Annotated in this window: 24 protein-coding genes and 1 riboswitch; of the genes, 11 read left to right on the top strand and 13 right to left on the bottom strand. The window is 73.4% G+C overall.

Annotated features, from left to right (window positions below; all coding sequences use genetic code 11):
* Nucleotides 1–44: 44 nt before the first annotated feature.
* The 8 genes from ACZ7DE_RS22490 to ACZ7DE_RS22455 form a co-directional block, all read right to left on the bottom strand.
* Nucleotides 45–1643: an alpha/beta hydrolase gene (locus ACZ7DE_RS22490; protein ID WP_470763859.1), complete on the bottom strand. Its 1599-nt coding sequence runs from the start codon at nucleotides 1641–1643 to the stop codon at nucleotides 45–47.
* A gap of 118 nt (nucleotides 1644–1761) precedes the next feature.
* The gene (locus tag ACZ7DE_RS22485; protein ID WP_470763857.1) at nucleotides 1762–2520 is read right to left on the bottom strand and encodes an urease accessory protein UreD; all 759 of its coding nucleotides are present in this window, start codon (nucleotides 2518–2520) and stop codon (nucleotides 1762–1764) included.
* Nucleotide 2521: 1 nt separating this feature from the next.
* Nucleotides 2522–3199 (bottom strand): urease accessory protein UreG, encoded by a 678-nt coding sequence (gene ureG, locus ACZ7DE_RS22480; RefSeq protein WP_470763855.1) that lies wholly within the window; start codon nucleotides 3197–3199, stop codon nucleotides 2522–2524.
* 245 nt (nucleotides 3200–3444) lie between these two features.
* A complete protein-coding gene (locus ACZ7DE_RS22475; protein ID WP_470763853.1) occupies nucleotides 3445–4119 on the bottom strand; it encodes an urease accessory protein UreF in 675 nt (224 codons plus the stop codon).
* Nucleotides 4120–4129: 10 nt separating this feature from the next.
* Nucleotides 4130–5851 carry an urease subunit alpha gene (locus ACZ7DE_RS22470; protein ID WP_470763851.1) on the bottom strand — a complete coding sequence of 574 codons (1722 nt, stop codon included), beginning with the start codon at nucleotides 5849–5851 and terminating at the stop codon, nucleotides 4130–4132.
* On the bottom strand, nucleotides 5844–6155 hold the full coding sequence (locus ACZ7DE_RS22465; RefSeq protein WP_470763849.1) for an urease subunit beta: 312 nt from the start codon (nucleotides 6153–6155) through the stop codon (nucleotides 5844–5846). The genes ACZ7DE_RS22470 and ACZ7DE_RS22465 overlap by 8 nt, the downstream gene beginning before the upstream one ends.
* 12 nt (nucleotides 6156–6167) lie before the next feature.
* Nucleotides 6168–6470 (bottom strand): urease subunit gamma, encoded by a 303-nt coding sequence (locus tag ACZ7DE_RS22460; RefSeq protein ID WP_010988499.1) that lies wholly within the window; start codon nucleotides 6468–6470, stop codon nucleotides 6168–6170.
* A gap of 1003 nt (nucleotides 6471–7473) precedes the next feature.
* Complete coding sequence (locus ACZ7DE_RS22455; RefSeq protein ID WP_470763847.1) at nucleotides 7474–7752, bottom strand: type II toxin-antitoxin system Phd/YefM family antitoxin; 279 nt, start codon at nucleotides 7750–7752, stop codon at nucleotides 7474–7476.
* A gap of 73 nt (nucleotides 7753–7825) precedes the next feature.
* Here ACZ7DE_RS22455 and ACZ7DE_RS22450 point away from each other — a divergent pair, with 73 nt between their 5' ends.
* From ACZ7DE_RS22450 to ACZ7DE_RS22440, 3 genes are all read left to right on the top strand, one after another.
* Nucleotides 7826–8461: an ATP-dependent Clp protease proteolytic subunit gene (locus ACZ7DE_RS22450; RefSeq protein ID WP_470763845.1), complete on the top strand. Its 636-nt coding sequence runs from the start codon at nucleotides 7826–7828 to the stop codon at nucleotides 8459–8461.
* Between the two features lie 7 nt (nucleotides 8462–8468).
* Nucleotides 8469–8774: a hypothetical protein gene (locus tag ACZ7DE_RS22445; protein WP_470763843.1), complete on the top strand. Its 306-nt coding sequence runs from the start codon at nucleotides 8469–8471 to the stop codon at nucleotides 8772–8774.
* A 380-nt stretch (nucleotides 8775–9154) separates the two neighbouring features.
* Nucleotides 9155–9325: riboswitch (cyclic di-AMP (ydaO/yuaA leader) on the top strand.
* Between the two features lie 3 nt (nucleotides 9326–9328).
* The gene (locus ACZ7DE_RS22440; RefSeq protein WP_470763841.1) at nucleotides 9329–9802 is read left to right on the top strand and encodes a C40 family peptidase; all 474 of its coding nucleotides are present in this window, start codon (nucleotides 9329–9331) and stop codon (nucleotides 9800–9802) included.
* 53 nt (nucleotides 9803–9855) lie between these two features.
* On the opposite strand, the gene ACZ7DE_RS22435 is transcribed toward ACZ7DE_RS22440, so the two are convergent.
* Nucleotides 9856–10338, bottom strand: a complete 483-nt coding sequence (locus ACZ7DE_RS22435; RefSeq protein ID WP_470763839.1) for an ATP-binding protein — start codon at nucleotides 10336–10338, stop codon at nucleotides 9856–9858.
* Between the two features lie 212 nt (nucleotides 10339–10550).
* Here ACZ7DE_RS22435 and ACZ7DE_RS22430 point away from each other — a divergent pair, with 212 nt between their 5' ends.
* Both ACZ7DE_RS22430 and ACZ7DE_RS22425 read left to right on the top strand, forming a co-directional pair.
* The gene (locus tag ACZ7DE_RS22430; RefSeq protein ID WP_470763837.1) at nucleotides 10551–11411 is read left to right on the top strand and encodes a helix-turn-helix domain-containing protein; all 861 of its coding nucleotides are present in this window, start codon (nucleotides 10551–10553) and stop codon (nucleotides 11409–11411) included.
* A 9-nt stretch (nucleotides 11412–11420) separates the two neighbouring features.
* Nucleotides 11421–11654: a DUF397 domain-containing protein gene (locus tag ACZ7DE_RS22425; RefSeq protein WP_470763835.1), complete on the top strand. Its 234-nt coding sequence runs from the start codon at nucleotides 11421–11423 to the stop codon at nucleotides 11652–11654.
* 57 nt (nucleotides 11655–11711) lie between these two features.
* On the opposite strand, the gene ACZ7DE_RS22420 is transcribed toward ACZ7DE_RS22425, so the two are convergent.
* On the bottom strand, nucleotides 11712–12839 hold the full coding sequence (locus tag ACZ7DE_RS22420) for an 8-amino-7-oxononanoate synthase (protein ID WP_470763833.1): 1128 nt from the start codon (nucleotides 12837–12839) through the stop codon (nucleotides 11712–11714).
* A gap of 148 nt (nucleotides 12840–12987) precedes the next feature.
* Here ACZ7DE_RS22420 and bioB point away from each other — a divergent pair, with 148 nt between their 5' ends.
* The 3 genes from bioB to bioD are packed head-to-tail and all read left to right on the top strand — an operon-like array spanning nucleotide 12988 to nucleotide 16236.
* Nucleotides 12988–14229: a biotin synthase BioB gene (bioB, locus tag ACZ7DE_RS22415; RefSeq protein ID WP_470763831.1), complete on the top strand. Its 1242-nt coding sequence runs from the start codon at nucleotides 12988–12990 to the stop codon at nucleotides 14227–14229.
* Complete coding sequence (locus ACZ7DE_RS22410) at nucleotides 14222–15511, top strand: adenosylmethionine--8-amino-7-oxononanoate transaminase (protein ID WP_470763829.1); 1290 nt, start codon at nucleotides 14222–14224, stop codon at nucleotides 15509–15511. Before bioB ends, ACZ7DE_RS22410 begins: the two co-directional genes overlap by 8 nt.
* Before the next feature lie 2 nt (nucleotides 15512–15513).
* Nucleotides 15514–16236: a dethiobiotin synthase gene (gene bioD, locus ACZ7DE_RS22405; RefSeq protein WP_470764249.1), complete on the top strand. Its 723-nt coding sequence runs from the start codon at nucleotides 15514–15516 to the stop codon at nucleotides 16234–16236.
* Nucleotides 16237–16423: 187 nt separating this feature from the next.
* Here bioD and ACZ7DE_RS22400 read toward each other — a convergent pair whose 3' ends face one another.
* Complete coding sequence (locus ACZ7DE_RS22400) at nucleotides 16424–19558, bottom strand: helix-turn-helix transcriptional regulator (protein ID WP_470763827.1); 3135 nt, start codon at nucleotides 19556–19558, stop codon at nucleotides 16424–16426.
* A 109-nt stretch (nucleotides 19559–19667) separates the two neighbouring features.
* Here ACZ7DE_RS22400 and ACZ7DE_RS22395 point away from each other — a divergent pair, with 109 nt between their 5' ends.
* Nucleotides 19668–20354 (top strand): esterase/lipase family protein, encoded by a 687-nt coding sequence (locus tag ACZ7DE_RS22395; RefSeq protein WP_470763825.1) that lies wholly within the window; start codon nucleotides 19668–19670, stop codon nucleotides 20352–20354.
* 94 nt (nucleotides 20355–20448) lie between these two features.
* Nucleotides 20449–21159 (top strand): class I SAM-dependent methyltransferase, encoded by a 711-nt coding sequence (locus tag ACZ7DE_RS22390; protein ID WP_470763823.1) that lies wholly within the window; start codon nucleotides 20449–20451, stop codon nucleotides 21157–21159.
* Between the two features lie 4 nt (nucleotides 21160–21163).
* Here ACZ7DE_RS22390 and ACZ7DE_RS22385 read toward each other — a convergent pair whose 3' ends face one another.
* Together ACZ7DE_RS22385 and ACZ7DE_RS22380 are read right to left on the bottom strand one after the other, a co-directional pair.
* The gene (locus ACZ7DE_RS22385) at nucleotides 21164–21538 is read right to left on the bottom strand and encodes a fic family toxin-antitoxin system, toxin component (protein WP_470763822.1); all 375 of its coding nucleotides are present in this window, start codon (nucleotides 21536–21538) and stop codon (nucleotides 21164–21166) included.
* 4 nt (nucleotides 21539–21542) lie between these two features.
* Nucleotides 21543–21800 (bottom strand): toxin-antitoxin system HicB family antitoxin, encoded by a 258-nt coding sequence (locus tag ACZ7DE_RS22380; RefSeq protein ID WP_470763820.1) that lies wholly within the window; start codon nucleotides 21798–21800, stop codon nucleotides 21543–21545.
* A gap of 144 nt (nucleotides 21801–21944) precedes the next feature.
* On the opposite strand from ACZ7DE_RS22380, the gene ACZ7DE_RS22375 reads away from it, so the two are divergent.
* Nucleotides 21945–22901 (top strand): ABC transporter ATP-binding protein, encoded by a 957-nt coding sequence (locus ACZ7DE_RS22375; RefSeq protein ID WP_470763818.1) that lies wholly within the window; start codon nucleotides 21945–21947, stop codon nucleotides 22899–22901.

The raw sequence follows: 22901 nt of genomic DNA, 5'->3' as shown, positions 1-22901 counted from the left end.
CGGCCGGATCACTCCGGCCGCCCCTCATCCGCTGTCGGCCGTGGTTACGGCTTGGGCGTGGCGTGCGGCGCGCAGGTCACGTCCGCCCGGTCCAGCTTCCCGGTGAGGAGGTAGGAGTCCACACGGGAGTTGATGCAGGTGTTGACCAGTCCGGTCACGCCGTGGGAGCCGGCGGCCTTCTCGGTGATCAGACGGGAACCCTTGAAACGCTTGTGCAGTTCGACGGCTCCGTCGTACGGGGTGGCCGCGTCGTTCTCGGACTGCACGATGAGCACCTGCGGCAGTCCCTTGTGGGTCCTGACCTCGACCGGCGTCTGCTGCTTGACCGGCCAGAAGGCACACGGCAGGTTCATCCAGGCGTTGGCCCAGGTCATGAACGGGTAGTCCTTGTTGAGCCGCGTGTTGTCGTTGTTCCACTTGCGCCAGCTGGTGGGCCACTTGGCGTCCGTGCACTCGACGGCCGTGTAGACGGCGACGCCGTTCTCCGAGGAGATGTTGCCGGCCGTGTCCGTCATGTCGGGGGCGGCCGCGTCGACGAGCGCCTGGGTGTCCCCGGCGAAGTACTTGCTGAACACGGTCGCGACCGGGACCCACGAGGAGTCGTAGTACGGGGCGCTCTGGAAGAAGGAGATCAGCTCGGCCGGGCCGACGAGACCACCGATGGGGTTCTTCTTCGCGGTGGCGCGCAGCTGGAGCCACTTGTCCTGGACGGCGGCGCGGGTGGTGCCGAGGTGGAAGGTCGCGTCGTTGGCGGCGACCCAGTCCTGCCAGTTCTTCCAGCGGCCCTCGAACGCGACGTCCTGGTCGAGGTTGGCCTCGTACCAGATCTTCTCGCGAGAGGGGTTGACCACGCTGTCGACGATCATGCGACGCACGTGGCCCGGGAACATGGTGCCGTACACGGCGCCGATGTAGGTGCCGTAGGAGACGCCCAGGAAGTTGAGCTTCTTCTCACCGAGGGCGGCACGGATGACGTCCAGGTCGCGCACGGTGTTCGGCGTGGTCATGTGCGGCAGCATCTCGCCGCTGCGCTCGTAGCAGCCGTCCGCGTACTCGCGGACGAGCTTGATCTGCGCGAGCTTGTCGGCCTCGTTGTCCGGGACCGGGTCCGCCTTGGGCGCCTTGACGAACTCCTGTGGGTCGATGCAGGAGATGGGCGCGGAGTGGCCGACGCCGCGCGGGTCGAAGCCCACGAAGTCGTAGGCCTTGGACACGTTGGCCCACAGGGGGGCCTTGGTGGTGACGCGGCGCGGGAAGCGCAGGCCCGAGCCGCCCGGGCCGCCGGGGTTGTACACGAGCGCGCCCTGGCGCTCCTTGGCCGTGCCCGTGTTGCCGATGCGGTCCACGGCCAGCTTGATCTGCTTGCCGTTCGGCTTGGCGTAGTCGAGCGGAACGGTGACCCAGCCGCACTTGATCGGCTTCTCCAGGCCCCAGTCCGCGGGGCAGTCCTGCCAGTCGACGCCCGCCTTGGCGGCGCGTGCGGCAGCGATCGCGACGCCCTTGGCCTCGCGGTCCTGCCCCGGACGCCCGCTGCTCGCGGCTGCCGTCGGCGCCGCGACGGCGCCGGCGATCAGGGTCGCGGTGACGAGTACGCCCGCCGAGCCCAGCGCAGCGATGCGCTTGTTCGGTCGTATGTCCTTCAAGTGGGAACTCCCCCTACCTGGTTATGGCGGCATGGGGATCCTCGCGGCTGTGAGGTGCCTGAGAAAAGGTGTCGTTGACCTTCTTTGCCAATCCGATAACCGGAAAAGAAAGTACCGCTCACCGGATGGCGAGGTCCGCGAGCGCCTCGTCCAGCACCCGGCGCAGGCGCAACCCGTCGGGCGCGACGGCGGTCACCAGCGCGGCCGGGCCGGCCAGCGGCATGACACAGGCGTGCTCCCCGATAGTCCGTGCCGCCACCGCCTGCTCGGCGAACTCCGGCCGTACGACGACGATTTGGCCGACCGCGCGATGTCCCGCGAGAACGGCGGGGCCGTCCCAGCCGCCGGGCGCGCCGGGACCGCAGGCCAGTTCCTGGTCGAGGACGACCCGGCCCGCGACCCGCACGGCCAACCGGCTGGTGAGCCGCCCGGGTTCCTCCCCCACGCGCCCGAGCACCTGCTCCTCGCGCAGCACGAGCCGGGCCCCGGCATCGAGGTCGACCCGGGTGGCGACCACCAGGTCGCTGCCCTGCGCCGAGATCAACGGCTCGGGCAGCCACAGCAGTTCGCCGCCCTCGGCGACGGTGAGGCGCACCGTGTAGCGGGCGTCGCCCTTCGCCTGTCCGGGGAGCGCGATGGTGGCGGCGGCCGATCCCACCCGCAGCAGGGCGCCGCCGCCGACGTCCGCCTCGACGGCGAAACGGTCACCGCCGAGGGGGCCGCTCATCGCGCCGACCAGCATGACGCGGGCCTCGGCGCCGGCCCCCCTGGTGCGCCGCAGGGCGAGCGGCCCGTCGCTCTCGAGGACGGGCAGCGCGGTCCCTCCGCGTCCGTCGCTCCTCGCCTCGATCCGCGCGGTGGCGCGCACCCCGCTCATGTCACGCCGTCCAGGCGGCGAGCTGCGCCCGCACCCAGGCGGCGACGTCCGAGACGCCGCCGTCACCGCGCAACGACTGGAAGATCACGGGCAGTTCGGCGCGCTGGGCCTTCGCGTCGGCCGCCATGCGGGCGAGGTCGGAGCCCACGTGGGGCGCGAGGTCGGTCTTGTTGACGACGAGCAGGTCGGCGGTGGTGACACCGGGTCCGCCCTTGCGCGGGATGTCGTCCCCGCCGGCGACGTCGATGACGAAGATCTGTGCATCCACGAGCCCCTTGGAGAAGGTGGCGGTGAGGTTGTCCCCACCGGACTCGACGAGCACGAGATCGAGTGGCCCGACGGCCTCCTCGAGGTCCTCCACGGCTTCGAGGTTCGCGGAGATGTCGTCGCGGATCGCGGTGTGCGGGCAGGCGCCCGTCTCGACCGCTGTGATCCGCTCGGGCGGCAGCACGGCCTCACGGAGCAGGAACTCGGCGTCCTCCCGGGTGTAGATGTCGTTGGTGACGACAGCCAGGGACAGTTCGTCACGCAGGGCCCGGCACAGAGCGGCCACGGTGGCGGTCTTGCCGGACCCGACGGGCCCGCCGAGCCCGATCCGCAGGGCGCGCCGCGCGCCGTCGGGCCGACGGGCGTCGGCGCTGACGGCGGCGGGTCCGTCATGGGTGTGGTCGAGGTGCACAACGGCTCCTGTTCAGCCGGGACGGGACTGTACTGTCCGTCCGGCGCTTGAGGACGAGGCCCGTTCAGGGCCGAAGCGGGGGTTCTGGGGGCGCCGCGGGCCCCGGGTGGGGGGAAGCGCGGCTGGCGCTGGAGGGGACCGCGGCCGGGGCGGCCGCGGCCGTCGGCGGTCCGCGCCGCGGATGGGTCCGGGGTCTTTCGTCGGGATCAGACCGGATCAGCCCGGCCTGATCCCGACGAGAGGCCCTAGGAGGCGAACAGGCGTACCGGCCAGGCCGCATGCACCTCCGCCCCGATCTCCAGCAGCGGCGCGGACGCCGCCGGCAGCGCGTCGACGCCCTGCGTCGGCACGGCCGTCCCGCAGGACACGGCCCGGTCGACCACCCGGTCCAGCTCGGGCGCCAGCCGGGCCAGCACCGCCGTCGCCTCGAACGGGTCGAGACTCAGCAACCGCACCACGGCGGTGGCCGGTCCGCTCACGCTCTCGTACACCGCGCAGTACGCGGCGTCCTCCGCGCCGAGCCCGGCCGCTCGTGCCGCCAGTCCCAGGACCACCGGCTGATGGGCGCCCTTGGGGAACCGCAGGGCCAGGGCGTCCAGTTCGGTGCTCGGCCAGGCCGCGCGGACGGCCCGGGTCAGTTGCCGGCCCAGCCGCCGCGCCGCGCCCCGCAGCGCCGGGGACGGGGTGCGGGCGTCGGCCGCGGCGTCCAGCTCCGCGGGATCGGCCCCGGCGGCCGCCGCGGCGGCCAGCGCGGCCGCCACCAGCCCCGTCGTGTGCAACCTCCCCCGGCAGAAGGCCTCCAGGCTCGCCGCGCCGGTGATCCGGCCCGCCTTCACCGCCGCCTCCGCGCCGCCGGAGTGCGCGTGCCCTCCGGCGGGGAAGCGGCCGTCGGCCAGGACGAGAAGTGCTGCCCTTGTCACACCGATGTCCTCAGAACAGGAAGTAGCGCTGGGCCATGGGCAGTTCGGCGGCCGGAGTCGCCTCGACGAGCTCCCCGTCGATGTGCACGGCGAAGCTGTCGGGGTCGACCCGGACGCGCGGGCGGGCGTCGTTCTCCCGCATGTCCGCCTTGGTCACACCGCGCGTGGAGTCGATGGCGACGAACTTCTTGCCGAGCTGCAGCCGTTCCGGCAGGCCGTCCTCGATCGCGAGCGGCGCCACGAAGTTGAACGAGTTCGACGCGGGCGCCCGGCCCATCGCGCCGTACATCGGACGCGGCAGGATCGGCTGCGGCGTGGGGATCGAGGCGTTGGCGTCGCCCATCTGCGCGTACGCGATCTGCCCGCCCTTGATGACGAGATGCGGCTTGACACCGAAGAACGCCGGCTCCCACAGCACCAGGTCGGCGAGCTTGCCCGTCTCGACCGAGCCGATCTCACGGGCCAGCCCCTGCGCGAGCGCGGGGTTGATCGTGTACTTGGCGACATAGCGCCGGACGCGCTGGTTGTCGGCCCGGCCGTCGCCCGGCAGCGCGCCCCTGCGTCGCTTCATCACGTGCGCCGTCTGCCACGTCCGCAGGACGACCTCGCCGACCCGGCCCATGGCCTGGGCGTCGGAGGAGATGATCGAGATGGCGCCGAGGTCGTGCAGGACGTCCTCGGCCCCGATCGTCGACGGCCGGATCCGGGACTCGGCGAACGCCAGGTCCTCCGGCACCGCCGGGTTGAGGTGGTGGCACACCATCAGCATGTCGAGGTGTTCCTCGGCGGTGTTCACCGTGTACGGGCGCGTCGGGTTCGTCGAGCTCGGCAGCACGTGCGGCTCGGAGACGACGGTCATGATGTCGGGCGCGTGCCCGCCCCCCGCACCCTCGGTGTGGTAGGCGTGAATGCCGCGTCCGGCGATCGCCGCGAGCGTGTCGCCCACGAACCCGGCCTCGTTGAGGGTGTCCGTGTGGATGGCGACCTGGATGCCGGTCCGGTCGGCGACGGTCAGCGAGGCGTCGATGACGGCCGGGGTCGAGCCCCAGTCCTCGTGCAGCTTCAGCCCCAGCGCCCCGCCCCGGATCTGCGACAGCATCGCGTCCTGCGAGACGGTGTTGCCCTTGCCCAGGAACCCGATGTTCAGCGGGTAGCTCTCCATCGCCTCCAGCATGCGCGCGAGGTGCCAGGGCCCCGGCGTCACGGTGGTCGCCTTCGAGCCCTCGGCCGGCCCGGTGCCGCCGCCGACGAGCGTGGTGACGCCCGCGGACAGCGCCTCGTCGGCGATCTGCGGGCAGATGAAGTGGACGTGCGCGTCGACCGCGCCGGCCGTCAGGATCCGCCCGTTGCCGGCGATGATCTCGGTCTCCGGGCCGATCACCAGGTCCGGGTGGACCCCGTCCATCGTGTCGGGGTTGCCGGCCTTGCCGATGCCGGTGATCCGCCCGTCGCGGATGCCGACGTCGGCCTTGACCACACCCCAGTGGTCGACGACGACCGCACCCGTGATGACGGTGTCGGGCGTGCCGTCGGCGCGCGTGGCCCGCGACTGCCCCATGGACTCGCGGATGACCTTGCCGCCGCCGAACACCGCCTCCTCGCCGGCGAGTCCGGGGCCGCCGCAGCGGTCCTCCTCGATCTCGATCAGCAGGTCGGTGTCGGCGAGCCGGATGCGGTCGCCGGTCGTCGGGCCGAACAGGTCGGCGTAGGCGGGACGCGAGATCTCAGGCATCGAGGGCACCTCCGGTCTCTCCGCGCAGCCCGGGCACGACACGGGCGCCGGCCAGCGGGACGAGTTCGACGTCGACGGGGATCCCGGGTTCGAAGCGCACGGCGGTGCCGGCGGCGACGTTCAGCCGCTTGCCGCGGGCGGCCCGGCGGTCGAACTCCAGGCCGGGGTTGGCCTCGGCGAAGTGGTAGTGGGAACCGACCTGGACGGGCCGGTCGGCGGCGTTGAGGACGGTGAGGCGGGTGACCTCCCGGCCCTCGTTGTAGACGATCGCGTCCTCGGCGAAGAGGATCTCTCCCGGAATCATGACCTGCCCCCGTCAGACGATCGGGTCGTGGACGGTGACGAGCTTGGTGCCGTCCGGGAAGGTGGCCTCGACCTGCACGTCGTGGATCATCTCGGGGATGCCCTCCATGACGTCGTCGCGGGTGAGCAGTTTGCGGCCGGAGGACATGAGCTCGGCGACCGTGCGGCCGTCACGCGCGCCCTCGAGGATGTGCGACGTGATGAGGGCCACCGCCTCGGGGTGGTTGAGCTTCAGCCCGCGGGCCCGGCGCTTCTCTGCGACGTCCGCCGCCACGTGGATCAGCAGCCTCTCCTGCTCGTGCGGGGTCAGTTGCACGTCCCACCTCACATCCTCGCTCCGGACCGTGCGGGGCCCGGTTGCCGCGGCCACGGGGGAAAGCCCCTGGTGGCATGGATCGGCAGGCTAGTTGGACCGCATTTCGAGCAAGTTAACCAAGCTGTGATCGATTCAGGTCGCCGTCGGCGGGAGCGACACGCCCGTCGACGCCCAGGCCCTCGCACGACGCCCCGGCCCGGCGGGACCGGCGTTGGCGAACCATCCCCCGCTCGGCTCCGGACCACTGCCCGAGGAGCCGCCGACGGGACTGCCCCGCCCCCGGCCGTCCCGGCTCTCGCCGCCGCGGCCGGCCCGAGGCCGCCGCGGGGATCCACCCCCGCGCCGACGATGCGACAGCCCACAGCCCGTCGCGAACGGGGTCGGAAACGGGTCGGGAACGGGACCGTATACGGCGCGGAGGCCGTCGCCCCCGGGGCCGCACCCGGAGTGCCCCGAGCCGCCCCGGCAGCCTCCACCGCGGGCGCCAGGCGCCAGGCGACGGACACGCGGACACCGGGCAACGGGCGGCGGGCGGCGGGCAGTGGACGCCAGGCGGCGGACGCCGGGCAGCGGCGCAGGGCGACGGGCGTCAGGCCGCGGGCGCAGGACCGCGGGCGCAGGACCGCGGGCGCAGGGCCGCGGGCACCGGGCAGCGGGCGGCTGCGCAGGCCGCCAGGCGACGGACACCGGGCAACGGGGGTCAGGGGGCGGGCACCGGGCCGCGGGCGCAAGCGCAGGCCGCAGGACGCCGGACAGCGGACATCCGGCAGCGGGCGCCCGGGCCGCGGACGCCAGGCCGCGGACGCCAGGCCGCGGGACGCAGGACAGCAGACATCAGGCAGCGGAACGCCAGGCCGCGGGCGCAGGGCACCGGGCAGCAGGCGTCAGACCGCGGCTCAGGGCGCCGGGCAACGGACGTCAGGCGGCGGGCACCGGGCCGCGGACATTAGGCCGCGGGCAGCGGACGCCGGGCCGCCGGCCGCGGCGGCTGCCGGCGGCGGGGCTATGACGGGTTCGGGCCGCGGTATTCCGCCGTGACCCCGAAGCGGTGCTGTTCGCGGGGAGCGGACGCGATCTCGCGCACGGCGGTGACCGAGCTGATCACCGGCTCCTCCGACGGCTTGTCGAGTTCGTCGAGTCGCTCCAGGTCGGCGGCGGAGACGACGGCGACCAGGGGCTTGCCGTGCCGGGTCACGACGACGCGCTCACCGCCGTACACCACGCGGTTGATCAGGTCGGCGAGTTCAGCCCTGGCTTGCGTCACCGGAATCTCGTAGGCCATACCCCCATTCTAACGTGACGTACGTCCTGTACATTTTTTACAGATGCGCCAGACGCAGAAGGAGGGGGCACCCATGCACCGACCGTCCGCCCGCCACGTCCTGCCCGAGTTCGGCGAACGCACGGGTTCCGGCTACCGGACGACGGATCCGTACTCGAAGCTGCTCGAGGAGCGGATCGTCTTCCTGGGGACACCGGTCGACGACACGTCGGCGAACGACGTCATGGCCCAGGTCATGCACCTGGAGCACCAGGCCCCGGACCGGGACATCTCGCTGTACATCAACTCCCCCGGCGGCTCGTTCAGCGCGATGACGGCCCTCTACGACACGATCCGGTACGTCACCTGCGACGTGGGGACGACCTGCCTGGGCCGGGCGGACGCGTCCGCCGCGGTGCTGCTGGCGGCGGGCACCCCGGGCAAGCGGTTCGCGCTGCCGGGCGCTCGGATGACGATCCGCCAGCCGTCGCTGCCCGAGCCCGTCGAGGGACAGGCCGACGACCTCGCCGTCCAGGCCGACGAGCTGGCGCGGACCCGGACCACGCTGGAGGCGATGCTCGTCCGGCACACCGGGCGGACGCCGGAGCAGGTCACCGCGGACATCGAGCGGGACAGGCTCCTCACCGCCCGGGAGGCCGTGGAGTACGGCCTGGTGGACGGGATCGTCGCCGGCCGCACGGGCTCGGCCGGCTCCCTGGGCCGGGGGTGAGCCGCCGATGGTGCCCGAACTGCCGCCGCTGCCCGCCCTGACCCGCGCCGAGGCCGAGTTGATCGACGGCTACCTGGACGTGGTCGACCTGCTCGGCCGCATCAACCCCGCCCGCCACGGCGACACCTACGGTGGACTGCGCGCGGCCCAGGCGCTGGTGGGCAAGGTGACGGCGCTGCGCGACGCGCTCACACTGATGCACCAGCGCGGCGAGAGCGAGCTGCACGCGCCGACGCTCGCGCGGGCGCTGCGCGTCCTGGACGGGGAGCGCCGCACGGCGCGCGTCACGCTGCCTCCGCTCTCCGACAGTTGAGGCGACCCGTCTCCGACCCGGACCGATCGCACCCCGAGCGCGAGGTCCGGGCCGGAGTTGAAACGCACCAGACGGGTTACCCCCGTTCGGAGTAGCGGCCGTTGGTCTTCCGGGCCCGCCGAGTTGCGTCAAAACGGCGCTTTTCGAGCGGAACTGAGGGCTCCGATGCTGGTCCGGGGCCCTGTGGCCGCCTTGACTCCTGATCGGCCATCAGGGTGTCCACCCGAACGGGTGAGTGGTGAGTAACCCCACAAATCCCCGGTTCCGTTGGGATTTTCGGACATCGGTGAGCCAAGATCCCTGACTGACGACAAGCCCCCGCCACAAGCGGCGGGGCGGTCCGGGCGGACGCCGAGTCCTGCCGCCGCCCGGATGACCGGTCGACAGAAGTGCATCGGCAGGAGTGGAGGACCCAAGCACGACGGGTCGCCGGAACGGTCACGCCATGACCGTGCCGAGCAGCCCTTGGGGTGAAGCCGCACACGCGGCCGGGCAACTTCGCCAGCCCGAATCCGACAGGTCATCCTTCACAGGCGGCTGACGAAGGGTTGCGCATGACTGCGCTCAATCGTGTCCCGTCGCTCATGGCCCGGGCCGGTACGGCCTCGGCGTTCGCCATCGCCGCCGTGGGCGGCTCGGTCGTGGTCCCGGGGCTCGCCTCCGATGCCGCGGCCGCCACACCGGCGACGAAGGCGCTCCAGATCGCGGCCTCGAAGAAGGGCGCCCCGTACAAGTACGGGGCCACCGGGCCGAAGAGGTTCGACTGCTCCGGGCTCACGCTGTACTCGTACAAGAAGGCCGGCAAGAGCCTGCCCCGGACGGCGGCCCAGCAGTACAACAAGACCAAGCACATCAGGGCGTCCAGCCGCAAGGCGGGCGACCTGGTCTTCTTCCACTCGGGGTCGAACGTGTACCACGTCGGGATCTACGCGGGTAAGGGCAAGATCTGGCACTCGCCGAAGACCGGCGACGTGGTGAAGCTGCAGAAGATCTGGACCAAGAGCGTCTGGTACGGCCGGGTCCGCTGAGCCGTCGGGTCCGCTGAGCCTCCCGGGGCGACGGACGGCGTCCTGACGCGCCGTCACCGCCCCGGGATCTCGCCTTCGGCCGGAGCCGTCAGCGCTCCGGCCACCGGCTCCGCCGCCGGAACGGTCCACGGCAGTTCGACGAGGACCGTCTTGCCGCCCTCCCGGGTGCGCCGCACTCTGAGCTTGCCGCCGCTCTCCGCGGTCAGCCAGCGAATGATCACCATGCCTCGGCCGTTGTCCTGCTGGACGGCGGCCGGCAGTCGTTGGGGGAAACGCGGGTGACTGTCGGTGACACCGATGCTCAAATGTTCGTCACGGTCCAGGACGAGGTCCACCGTGAAGGTGGGTGACTGCCCGAAAGTGTGCTGTACGGCGTTGGTGGCCAGTTCCGAGACGATCAGACGGACGGTGTCGGCCGTCTCGGCGTCCGCCGGCAGACCCCACTCCACGAGGGTGTCGGCGACGAATCCGCGGGCCGTGGAGACCGAGGCGGGATCGCTCGGCAGAGTGACGGATGCTTCCAGGTGATCTGCCATGGCGACGTCGTCCCTTTCCCACGGGACCGGAGTCCGACACGGTGCGTGTGGTTCGAGTACGGTCCCGACCGGTGCTTCTTCGCCAGACTGCCATCACCACGTCGGTCACGGGTGGCGATCCACCAAGATATGCATATATCTGTCGCCCGATGCGGTGAACTCTGCGCCGGCAGAGCGTGTGCGGCCGGCCCGTCAGGAGCAAGGAGGAGCCCATGCAGCACGGTCCCGCGGTGCGCCGCCGGAAGCTGGGTGCCGAACTGCGCAGTCTACGCGCCCAGGCGGGCCTCACCAGCGGTGAGGCGGCCCGGCTCGTGGGCTGGCATCAATCCAAGGTGAGCCGCATCGAGACCGGCACCAGTGGATCGAAACCAGCCGATGTGCGGTTACTTCTCGATGTCTACGGAGTGGCCGACCCGCGGCTGCGGGAGTTGATGCTGGCCCTGGCGGGCGACGACGGCGGCGGTGGCCGGGACCACTGGTGGCACGCCTACCGCGGGGTGCTGCCCCCCGCCTACCGGGACTTCATCAGCCTGGAGTCGCAGGCGAGCGCGATGCGCACGCTGGAGACGAGCGTGGTGCCCGGGCTGCTGCAGACGCCCGAGTACGCGCGGGCGGTGACCAGCGCGGCGGTGGAGGGGGTGGAGGAGGAGCAGGTCGACGCCCTGGTGGAGGTGCGGCTGGCCCGGCAGGACGTGCTGCGCGCGCAGCCGCCGCTGGAGCTGAGCGCGGTGCTGGACGAGGCGGTGCTGCGGCGGGAGGTCGGCGGGCCGGAGGTGATGGCACGCCAGCTCGGACGGCTCGTGGAGGCCGCCCGACTGCCCCAGGTGCGGCTGCAGGTACTGCCCTTCGCGGCCGGGGCGCACATCGGCGTGACCGGCCCTTTCGTCATCTTCTCATTTTCGCGCACTTCTGATCTGGATGTGGTTGTTCTCGACCACTTGACGAGTAGCCTCTATCTCGAACGGAAAGAAGACCTCCAGGCCTACACCGAGGCCTTCAACGCCCTTCGGGCGCACGCCCTTTCGCCCGAGGACTCATCGGATTACCTCGCCGCGCTGGCCGACGGCGCGTAAGGAGGCACCATGTCCGCAGTACCGCGGAACGTACCTTCCAGTACCGATTCCGATCATCTCCCGCAGGTGCGTTGGCTGCGCAGCAGCTACAGCACGGGGGCGAACAACTGCGTCGAGACCGCCCGGCCGGCCTTGGGCCCCTGGGCCGGTCTGCTCGCCGTACGCGACTCCAAGGACCCGGACGGACCCGCCCTGCTCTTCTCCCCCGAGAGCTGGACGGGCTTCACCTCGGCGTTGCGCTGACCACGACGGCGCAGACGGCTCCCGGTCAGCGGCGACCCACGGCCGTGCCACGCCGACTCATGGTCGTGTCTCGCCGATCACCCGAACAGCGCGTTCCAGCTCGGCCCCGGAGAGGTCCGCCCGGGCGGTGAGCCTGAGCCGTGAGATGCCGTCGGGCACGGAGGGAGGACGGAAGCACCCCACGGCAAGGCCTGCCGACCGGCAGTCCGCCGCCCACCGCACGGCCCCCTCCGGGGACGGTGCCCGCACGGAGACGACCGCCGCGTCCGGACGCACAGCCTCCAGCCCCGCGGCCGTCAGACGCGCGTACAGCTCGCCCGCCACCCCACGCGCGCGTGCCGCGCGCCCGGGCTCGCGCCGCAGCAGCCTCAGGGCGGCCAGCGCCGCACCCGCCGCGGCCGGGGCCAGACCCGTGTCGAAGATGAACGTGCGGGCCGCGTTCACCAGATGGTCGATCACGCGCGCGGGTCCCAGCACGGCGCCGCCCTGGCTGCCGAGGGACTTGGACAGCGTGACCGTGACGACGACGTCGTCGGCGCCCGCGAGACCCGCCGCGTACGCGGCGCCCCGTCCGCCCTCCCCGAGCACGCCGAGCCCGTGGGCGTCGTCGACGACCAGTCCCGCGCCGTGCTCCCGGCAGGCGGCCGCCAGGGCGGCCAGCGGTGCGGCGTCGCCGTCGACCGAGAAGACCGTGTCGGAGACGGCCACGGCCGGGCCGTCGTGGGTGCCGAGCGCCTTGCGCACGGCGTCCGCGTCCGCGTGCGCGACGACCTGGGTGGCCCCCCGGGCCAGCCGGCAGCCGTCGATGAGCGAGGCGTGGTTGCCCGCGTCGGAGACGATCAGCGAGCCGTGCGGGGCCAGTGCGGTGACCGCGGCGAGGTTGGCCGCGTACCCGGAGGAGAAGACGAGCGCCGCCTCGAAGCCGCAGTGCTCCGCGAGTTCCCGCTCCAGCTCGCCGTGCAGTTCGGTGGTGCCGGTGACGAGCCGGGAGCCGGTGGCGCCGCCGCCCCAGGTCCGGGCCGCCGCGGCGGCCCCCTCCACCACCTCGGGATGACGGGCCAGACCCAGGTAGTCGTTGCTCGCGAGGTCGAGGAGCGGCGAGTCGGCCGGGCGGGGCCGCAGCGTCCGCACGAGTCCCGCCCGGCGGCGCAGCTCCGCCTGTTCGTCGATCCAGCCGAAAGCCATGCGTCCTCCGGGGCTTTTGTAGGTAGCGGACAGACACTAGCGGCAGCCATGGCTGCCCACGGTGTGGCAATACCCACACGTCGAACCGGGTGTGTTGTGCGATCCCTACCTTGGCCCGGAGCGGGTGCGTAGGACAGGATCGGCTCTCATGGACCTGCTGAACACGCTGGTGGACAAGGGGCTTCGGCGCGAGCTGCCGACCCGCGAGGAAGCTCTGGCCGTCCTGGCCACTTCCGACGACGACGTGCTGGACGTGGTGGCCGCGGCCGGGAAGGTGCGCCGGCACTGGTTCGGGCGCCGGGTGAAACTCAACTATCTCGTCAACCTCAAGTCGGGGCTGTGCCCCGAGGACTGCTCCTACTGTTCTCAGCGGCTCGGCTCCACGGCCGGGATCCTGAAGTACACCTGGCTCAAGCCCGACGAGGCTTCCCAGGCCGCGGCGGCAGGTCTCGCGGGCGGCGCCAAGCGCGTCTGCCTGGTGGCGTCCGGACGCGGTCCGACGGACCGGGACGTCGACCGCGTGGCCGGCACCATCAAAGCGATCAAGGAACAGAACGAGGGCGTCGAGGTGTGCGCCTGCCTCGGCCTGCTCTCGGACGGCCAGGCCGAGCGGCTCCGCGAGGCGGGCGCCGACGCCTACAACCACAACCTCAACACCTCCGAGAGCACCTACGGGGACATCACGACCACCCACACCTACGCCGACCGGGTGGACACGGTCACCAAGGCGCACGCGGCGGGCCTGTCGGCGTGCTCGGGGCTGATCGCCGGCATGGGCGAGTCCGACGAGGACCTGGTCGACGTCGTCTTCTCGCTGCGCGAGCTGGACCCGGACTCGGTGCCGGTCAACTTCCTCATCCCGGTCGAGGGCACCCCGCTGGCCAAGGAGTGGAACCTCACCCCGCAGCGCTGCCTGCGGATCCTGGCGATGGTCCGGTTCGTGTGCCCGGACGTCGAGGTGCGCATCGCGGGCGGCCGCGAGGTGCATCTGCGCACCATGCAGCCGCTCGCCCTGCACCTGGCGAACTCGATCTTCCTCGGCGACTACCTCACGACCGAGGGCCAGGCCGGCAAGGCCGACCTGGAGATGATCGCGGACGCCGGGTTCGAGGTGGAGGGCGCGGGCGAGGTCACCCTGCCCGAGCACCGGGCGGCGACGGCGGGCGCGGGTTGCGGGTCCCACGAGGGCGGCGGCTGCGGCTCGCAGGAGTCCTCCGGGTGCGGCTCGCACGAGGACGGCGGGTGCGGCTCGCACGAGGGCGGCGTCTGCGGGTCCGCCCCGGCGGCCGCCTCGCCCGCGGTGGCCGCGTCGGCAGCAGGCGAGGCCCGTACCGATCTGGTCGCCGTTCGCCGCCGTGGCGCCGGCACCGATCTCGCGCCCAATGCCTGAGCCCTCGCCGCTCGGCGTGCCCGGCCTGCTGGAACTCGACCGGCGGCATGTGTGGCATCCGTACGGTCCGATGCCCGGGCGGGTCGACCCGCTGGTCGTGGAGTCGGCGAGCGGGGTGCGGCTGCGGATGGCGGACGGCTCGGGCGAGCTGGTCGACGGCATGTCGTCGTGGTGGTCGGCGATCCACGGCTACAACCACCCGGTGCTCAACGAGGCCGTGCGCGAGCAGCTGGGGCGGATGAGTCACGTGATGTTCGGCGGGCTCACCCATGAGCCCGCCGTCCGGCTGGCGAAGCTCCTTGTCGACATGTCGCCCGACGGTCTGGAGCATGTCTTCCTCGCCGACTCGGGGTCGGTCTCGGTCGAGGTCGCGGTCAAGATGTGCCTGCAGTACTGGCGTTCGCTGGGTCGCCCGGGCAAGCACCGGCTGCTTACCTGGCGGGGCGGCTACCACGGCGACACCTGGCAGCCGATGTCCGTGTGCGACCCCGACGGCGGGATGCACGAGCTGTGGACCGGAGTGCTGCCCCGGCAGCTCTTCGTCGACCCGCCGCCGGCCGAGTACGAGGAGGCGTACGCCGACCTGCTGCGGGCGGCGATCGAGCGGCACGCCCACGAACTGGCCGCGGTCGTCGTGGAGCCGGTGGTGCAGGGCGCGGGCGGGATGCGGTTCCACTCCCCCGGGTATCTGCGGGTGCTGCGCGAGGCGTGCGACGCACACGACGTACTGCTGGTGTTCGACGAGATCGCCACCGGGTTCGGCCGCACGGGCGCGCTGTTCGCGGCGGAGCACGCCGGGGTGACGCCCGACGTGATGTGCGTCGGCAAGGCGCTGACCGGCGGCTACCTGACCATGGCGGCGACCCTGTGCACGTCCCGGGTCGCCGACGGGATCTCGCGGGGCGAGGTGCCGGTGCTGGCCCACGGCCCGACGTTCATGGGCAACCCGCTCGCCGCGGCCGTCGCCTGTGCCTCGATCGAGCTGCTGCTCGGCCAGGACTGGCTCACGGAGGTCAAGCGGATCGAGGCCGGGCTGCGGGACGGGCTGGCGCCGGCGTCGGCGCTCCCCGGGGTGAAGGACGTACGCGTCCTCGGCGCCATCGGCGTCGTCCAGCTCGACCACGCCGTGGACATGAAGGCCGCCACGGACGCCGCGGTGCGCGAGGGCGTCTGGCTGCGGCCGTTCCGCGACCTGATCTACACGATGCCCCCGTACGTCACCGGTGACGTGGACGTGGCACGAATCGCGCGCGCGGTGTGCGCCGCGGCGCGGGAGGGATGAGCATGCCGATCCTGGTGATCACGGGAACGGGCACGGAGGTCGGCAAGACCGTCACGACCGCCGCGGTCGCCGCCTCCGCGCTGGCGGCGGGCCGGTCCGTGGCCGTGCTGAAGGCCGCGCAGACCGGCGTACGACCGGACGAGCGCGGGGACGCCGACGAGGTCGCGCGGCTCGCCGGGCCGCTCACCACGGCCGAACTGGCCCGCTACCCCGAGCCGTTGGCGCCGGGGACGGCGGCGCGGCGGGCGGGCATGGCGCCGGTGCGGCCGCAGGACGTGGCGGAGGCGGCGCAGAAACTCGCCGCGGAGCACGACCTGGTGCTCGTCGAGGGGGCGGGCGGGCTGCTCGTGCGGTTCGACGAGGCGGGCGGGACGCTGGCCGACGCGGCGCAGTCGCTGCGGGCGCCGGTGCTGGTCGTGGCCACGGCCGGGCTGGGAACGCTGAACACCACGGAACTGACGGCTCGTGAACTGCGTTCCCGGGGGCTGGAGTTGCTGGGCGTGGTCATCGGCAGCTGGCCCGACTCACCCGATCTGGCGTCCCGTTGCAACGTCGCGGACCTGCCGGAGGCGGCCGGCGCCCCGCTGCTGGGGGCGCTGCCCGCGGGATCCGGCGCGCTCGCACCCGCCGACTTCCGCGTCGCGGCACGCGGCTGGCTGGCGCCGCGGCTGGACGGGACGTGGGAGGCGGAGGCCTTCCGGGAGCGGACGGGTTCGGGCGCCTAGGGTCTTCCGTTCGGATCGGGCCGGATCGAGGAGCGGGGTCCGGTGCCGTGGATCGCGAGGCGGAGGAGGGAGTCGGGGCGGAGCCCTGGCGACCGACGACGCGGCGAGGCGCGGTGCACGGGCCCGCGGGCCGGCCTGATCCGAACGAGAGGCCACAGGGCCGGAGCCGGCGGACGGCCGCGGTGTGTCAGCGGCCGCCTTCGTCCTCCAGCAGCCGCACCAGGTCGATGCGGGAGCGGATGCCCAGACGGGTGAAGACGCCCCGCAGGTGATGGTCGATGGTGCGCGGGCTGAGGGCGAGGCGGGCGGCGATCTCGCGGTTGGTGGCGCCGTCGGCGGCCATGCGGGCGATCAGCAGTTGCTGGGCGGTCAGGGGCGTCGTCGGGCGTTCGCCGCCGCGGGTCGTGGCAGGGGCGGCGGGGGCGCCGAGCGCGCGGAGTTCGGCGCGGGCGGCCTCGGCGCAGTGCGGGGCGTCGAAGGACTCGAACGCCTGCAGGGCGCTGTGCAGCCGGTCGCGGGCCTCCGTGCGCCGGCGCAGTCTGCGCAGGGCGCTGCCGAACAGCAGTTCTGTGCGGGCGCGTTCGAAGACGCGGGTGCCGTCCGCATGCAGGTCGAGGGCCGTGCCGTAGTGCACGAGGGCGTCGGCGCCGGGGGTGAGCAGGGCCCGGCAGCGGGCGCTGAGGGCCAGTTCGTCGGGGCTGCCGACGGCGCGGGCCCAGCGGTCGTAGTCGGCGTGCGCGGTCCGGGCGACGCGGGTGTCTCCGGTGCGGGCGGCGGCCTCGACGTAGTGCGGGGTGGCCAGGTGGCGGATGGCCCGGTGGCCGTGTCCGGGCCCCGATGCGGCGAGGGCGCGCAGCCTGGCCGCGGCGGCGTCGTAGCGGCCGTTGCCGAGGTCGAGGAAGGCGAGCGCCCACTGTGCGAGGGCCGCTGGCAGGCCGAGACCGTGGGCGAGGGCGTACGAGCGGGCGGCCGCGGCCCGCTCACGGCACAGGTCGGCGTCGGCGGTGAGCGCGGCGAACATCGCGAGGGCCGCCTGCAGATGGCAGGCGCCGTTGTCCTGTCCGGTGGCGTACGCCTGGCGCAGACCGTCCAGGGCGGCGGCCTCGGCGGCGCGTGGACGGCCGGTCCAGAAGTCGGCGTAGGCGCGGAACTCCATGGCCTGCGACACGACGACGGTGACGCCCCGGGCGCGGGCGGCGGCGGCCGCCCGGACGGTGGCGGTGGCGGCACGGGTGTGGTCGCCGAGCATCAGGGCGGCGATGCCCGCGTGGACCAGCAGGGTGGGGTCGCCGCCCGGCCCGCACCGCCCCGCGGTCGCCTCCAGCAGGTTCCGCGCGTCCTCGTACCGCCCGTCGACGGCCGCCGCGAGGCCGCCCAACACCCCGGGCGGGTCGATGCCGCACCCCCGGGCCACCAGCACCGCTTCACGACATCGACGCAGGTCACCGGTGTAGACGGCGGCTTCGGCGGCCCGGGCGAGAAGGTGGACGGCCGAGTCGGTCGGAGCGGCGACGGCGCGGGCGACGAGAACGGCGCCGCCGATCCCCGCCCCGACGGCCCCGGCGGCCCGGGCATCGGCGGCCCCGGCCGCAAGGACATCGGCGGACGTGGCGGTGCAGGCAACGGCGGATGCCGCGGTCCGTGCCCCGGCGGCCCCGCCGGTCCGTGCCTGGGCAGACGCGGCGGCCGCGTCTGCGGAGGCTGCGGGCTCCCCTCGATCCGGCCGGGCGGCGACGTCGTCACGGCCGTCCGCGCCCGGCTCGACGAGCCCGGCGGCCGGGCTGCCGCTGAGGGCCGCGGTCGCGAACTTCCTCGGGACCAGGGCGGTACGGGCCGGCTGCGCGACCTCGGCAGCGGGGGCGCTGACGTCCCCACGGCCGTCCGCCCCTGGCTCGACGAGCCCCGCGTAGGGCTTCGGAGCGGGGGCCGGAGTTGGAGCCGAGGTCGTGGCCGGGACCGGGATCGGGGCTGGGGCCCGGGCCGGGGCCGAGGGCGGGGCCGGGGCCGAGGCCGAGGGCGGGGCCGAGGCCGAGGGCGGGGCCGGGGCCGAGGGCGGGGCGGGGGCCGAGGCCAAGGGCGGGACCGGGGCCGAGGGCGGGACCGGGGCCGAGGCCGAGGGCGGGGCGGGGGCCGAGGCCAAGGGCGGGACCGGGGCCGAGGGCGGGACCGAGGCCGGGACCGGGACCGAGGCCGAGGCCGGGACCGAGGCCGAGGCCGGGACCGAGGCCGGGGCCGGGATCGGGGCAAGGGCTGTGGCCGGGGCTGTGGCCGGGGCCGGGGGGCGGGCGGGGCGGGCTGTCCGCGTGCTCCCGGGTTCGGCGGCGTCGGCCGCACGGGCGGTCCGCGTGCTCCCGGGTTCTGCGGCGCCGGCCGCACGGGCGGTCCGCGTGGTGCCAGGTTCTGCGGCGCCGGCCGCACGGGCGGTCCGCGTGGTGCCAGGTTCTGCGGCGCGGGTGGCTCCCGCGAGTAGCGCGTCGAAGGCCTCGGCCGCCTGGCCCGTGCGCAGGGCGAGGACTCCGGTCACCGCGTCGGCGTCCGTGCGGGCGGCCAGCCTGCGGGAGCGGTCGCCCTCGCCGGCGTGCCAGGCGTCGGCCGCCGCGTGGGCGAGCAGCCGGGACCGTTCGCGGGGGTCCGTGCAGAGGGCGGCGGCGCGTTCGGCGAGGGCGCAGGCGAGCGCCGGGTCGCCGCCGGTGCGGGCCCGGGCGGCGGCCGCCGCCAGTTCCGCGGTGAGCCGGCCGCTCGGGCCGAGCGCGCCCGCGCCCCGGTGCCAGGACCGCCGGGGCGCCTCCGCCCGGCCGTGCAGGACTCGGGCGAGCAGTCGGTGCGCGTCGCGCCGGTCGGCCGGGGAGGCCGTCTCGTAGGCGGCGATCCGGGTCCAGGCGTCCCGGAAGCCGACCCCGCCGGCCGTGGCGTACGCGATGCCCGCCGCCTCGGCGGCCTCCAGGGGCCGGGTGTCCAGGCGCACGGCGGCGACCGCCCGCAGGAAGGCGTGCGTGGCCACCGGATACTGGTCGGCCGCTGCCAGCAGCAGCACGAGGCGGGTGTCGTCCGGCAGCGCCCGCACCTCCCGGCGGTGGGCGCGCAGCGTCCCGGGCGCGAGGTCGGCGGGTTCGGCCGGCAGGGGGTCGAGGCCGGCCGCCTGACGCTCGGTCAGCCGCGCCGCGAGTTCGGCGGCGGCCCGCTGGTCGCCGTGCACGAGACGCAGCACGCGCACGCGGACGCCTTCGGGCAGCGCGGCCACCGGACGGGGGCGGGCGTCCGGTGGTGCGGGTGGCGAAGTGCGGTCAAGAGGTGGGGGGTTCACCGGTGTCACCACACACATGACGTTACTGGCGGGTTACTTGAACCGTAAAGACCGGCGATTTCACCGATGCGGCGCGCGTAGACCCGATCGGACACTCCTGGCAACCCCACCCGTTTCAGGAGGCACCATGCAGCGCCACAAGCGTCGCATCGCCGCGGTCCTCACGGCCGCGGTCTCTTCGCTCCTTCTGTCACTGTCCTTCTCCGCCCCCGCGGCCCACGCGGCGACCCACGACCCGATCGTCTTCGTGCACGGCATCAGCAGCGACTCCGGCAGCTGGGACGACTGGGTCGCCGACTTCAAGGCCGACGGCTACACGGCCGCCGAGCTGGACGCGTGGACGTACAGCTGGTCCCAGTCCAACGCCACCACCGCCGCACAGCTGTCCACCGAGATCAAGAGAGTCCTGGCGAGAACCGGCGCCAGCAAGGTCGACGTCATCGTCCACTCGATGGGCGCGCTCAGCTCCCGCTACTACCTCAAGAACCTCGGCGGGACGGCCTCCGTGGACGACTTCGTCTCCGTCGCGGGCACCAACCACGGGACCTCGGTGGCCGGGTGGTGCGCCTGGCTGTACACCTCGTGCGCCGAGATGGTCACCGGCAGCTCGTTCGTCACCTCGCTCAACTCCGGTGACGAGACGCCCGGCAGCGTGAACTACGCGACGTACTGGTCGAACTGCGACGCGGCCGTCGACCCGGACTCCTCGGCGCTGTTGAGCGGGGCGACCAACGTCGGCGTCGGATGCATCTCGCACAACGACATGAACAACGACCACGGCGTATACGAAAAGGTGCGCGACTTCATCCGGTAAGGCGCGAGCCCGAGCGCCGCGTCGGGCTCGCGGGGGGTGCGACGGGCTCGTCCGGGGGAGAATCCCGACAGGCCCGTCCCACCCGGAGGTCGCCATGCCGCTACGGTCGATCGGCTTCAGCCACGGTTCCGGCTCCGGTCCCGGCAGGGTGCCCGGTGACGCCGTCCGCCATCCGCTGTTCGCTCGCTGCTACGCCATGGTGGGCGCGGCCGCGGAGACCCGTGCGGGCCTGGCCGGCGTGCGGGACCGGCTGCTCGCCGGGCTCTCGGGCCGGGTCATCGAGATCGGCGCCGGTACCGGGCTGAACTTCGCGCACTACCCGGCCGGCGTGGCGGAGGTCGTCGCGATCGAACCGGAGCGTCGGATGCGGCAGTCCGCACTGGAGGCCGCCCTGCGCGCCGACGTGCCCGTGGACGTGGTGCCGGGGGCGGCCGAGGCGCTGCCGGTCAAGAGCGAGGCGTTCGACGCGGCGGTGCTCTCGCTGGTGCTGTGCAGCGTGCGGGACGTGCCGCGTGCCCTCGCCGAGCTCCGACGAGTGCTGCGGCCGGGGGGCGAGGTGCGGTTCTTCGAGCACGGACCGGGCGGCGGCCCGGCGATGCAGTTCGCCCAGCGGGCGCTGGACCGCACGGTGTGGCCGCACCTGGCCGGCGGCTGCCGGCTCACCCGCGACACGGTCGGCGCACTGCGGGACGCCGGATTCGAACTGGGTCCCTACCGGCGGACGACGCTGCCGCAGAACGGGCCGCGGCTGCCGTTCTCCTACTGCGTGACGGGTGCTGCCTGGCGGCCCGCGGAGCCCGGGTGAGACGTCACAGACTCCACCGGCGCAGTTCGCCCGCGATCTCGGACAGCGACGCCTCCCCGCTCTTGACCAGCCGGGCGAGGTCACGCACCTGTTCGGGTGAGGTCGCGACCTTCAGACCGCTGGCGACGAGGTAGGCGTACGCGACGGCGCAGGCGAACAGGGCGTTGGAGCGCTCCAACGCGGGGACGTGGATGAGGAGTTGCAGCAGAGCCGCGGCACGGGCCTGCGGATCGTCGTAGACGGGGACGTCGAATATCTCGGCCTTGTGGCGCGCCACGGCCGCGACCAGCGCACCCCAGTCGGTGACCTGGGGGTCACCGGGGGTCTTCTGTTCGGCGAGCATGAGGAGCCAGGCGAGGTCGATGCGGAGATCGCTCAAGGGATCAGCGGCGACCTTCGCGCGTACCGGCCTCGCGCGGCCCGCCTTCGCGTTCGGCGCCGAACTCCTCGACGAAGAGCGCCTCGTACTGCTTCATGAAGTCGCTGGCGGCCTCGACGAACGTGTGACCGATCTCCCCGGCATCCTGTCTGACCAGCTCTTCTATATAGCGGTTCACGCTCATGCCGCGGGCCGTGGCGCGCTCGCGGGCGACCTGGGCCGTGCCCTCGTCGACGCGTACGTTCAGCTGGGTCTTCGCCATACCTCGACGCTAGCGCCGCGGTGCTAGCAGCGGCAAGGGCGGCCGATCGCCTAAAAGGGATACCGACTGTGCGCCGGGTCACACTACGCTCGGCCGGGCGCAGTCATCGGTACCCAGCCGGTCCGCCCGAGCGAGGAGGCAGCCTTGTCCACACCTGCTGCGGAGCACGCCCCCGGCCTGGCCGCGGCCGACGGGGTCGCGGCCCGCGCCCGCGGCCTGACCAAGGCGTACGGCTCCGGCGAGACCACCGTGCTCGCCCTGGACGCGGTGGACGTGGACATCGTGCGCGGCCGCTTCACCGCCGTCATGGGGCCGTCCGGCTCCGGCAAGTCCACCCTGATGCACTGCCTGGCGGGCCTCGACACCGTTTCGGCCGGTCAGGTGTGGCTCGGCGACACCGAGATCACGGGTCTGAAGGACCGGGAGCTGACCCGGCTGCGGCGGGACCGGATCGGGTTCATGTTCCAGTCGTTCAACCTGATCCCGACCCTCAACGCGGCCGAGAACATCACGCTGCCGATGGACATCGCGGGCCAGAAGCCCGACCAGAAGTGGCTGGACCAGGTCATAGACACCCTGGGCCTGCGGGACCGGCTGAAGCACCGGCCCTCGCAGCTGTCCGGCGGCCAGCAGCAGCGCGTGGCCTGCGCCCGCGCGCTCGCCTCCCGCCCGGAACTGATCTTCGCCGACGAGCCGACCGGCAACCTGGACTCGCGTGCCGGGCTGGAGGTCCTCGCCTTCCTGCGCGAGGCCGTCGACAACCTGGGCCAGACCGTCGTCATGGTCACCCATGACCCGGGCGCCGCGGCCCACTCCGACCTGGTGCTCTTCCTCGCGGACGGACGGATCGTGGACGAGATGCGGCACCCCACGGCGGACGCGGTGCTGGAACGGATGAAGCGCTTCGACGTGATCCGCGCCCAGTTCGACGGTGAGGGCGCGGTGAGCGCCGAGAGCCTCGACGCGGCCCTCCTCCCCCGCGGCGCCGACGTCGACGGCAGCACTCGTACCGACGGCCCCGACGGCCCTGACCGCACCGACCACACCGACCACACCGACCGCACCGACGGCGCCGTCGGCACCGGTTCCGAGGAGAAGTGA

The organism is Streptomyces sp. NPDC037083 (genome assembly GCF_055606485.1).
The sequence above is the reverse complement of the archived record's forward strand: the minus strand, read 5'-3'. Positions and strand labels throughout refer to the sequence as shown.